Below are 264 nucleotides of genomic sequence, written 5' to 3'. Positions count from 1 at the left end.
CTAGCAGCTAGCCTATATTCCGGTACTAACTTTTACTATACATGGAGAGCAACAGAAAACGGGCTAGAAGCCACTGCTGTTGAGCATAATGACTTGCTCCTTTGCCTTGATGAGCTCCATCAGGCCCCGCCTGAAGTTGTCGACCAATCTATATACACCCTCGCAAATGGACTGTCTAAAATGCGCAGTAACAAAACCATTACTCAAGACGACATAAAAAACTGGCGTCTACTTTATTTAAGTACCGGAGAAATGGGGCTAGAG

General features: G+C 44.7%; 1 protein-coding gene. It reads left to right on the top strand.

What is annotated here, in order from left to right:
• Nucleotides 1-264 (top strand): DUF927 domain-containing protein (locus R0K30_RS22320; protein WP_410613069.1); only part of this gene is annotated, 264 nt, incomplete at both ends.

The organism is Bacillus sp. SIMBA_154 (assembly GCF_046536015.1).
GTDB lineage: Bacteria > Bacillota > Bacilli > Bacillales > Bacillaceae > Bacillus > Bacillus pumilus_P.
This window is presented reverse-complemented; position numbering and strand designations above follow the sequence as displayed.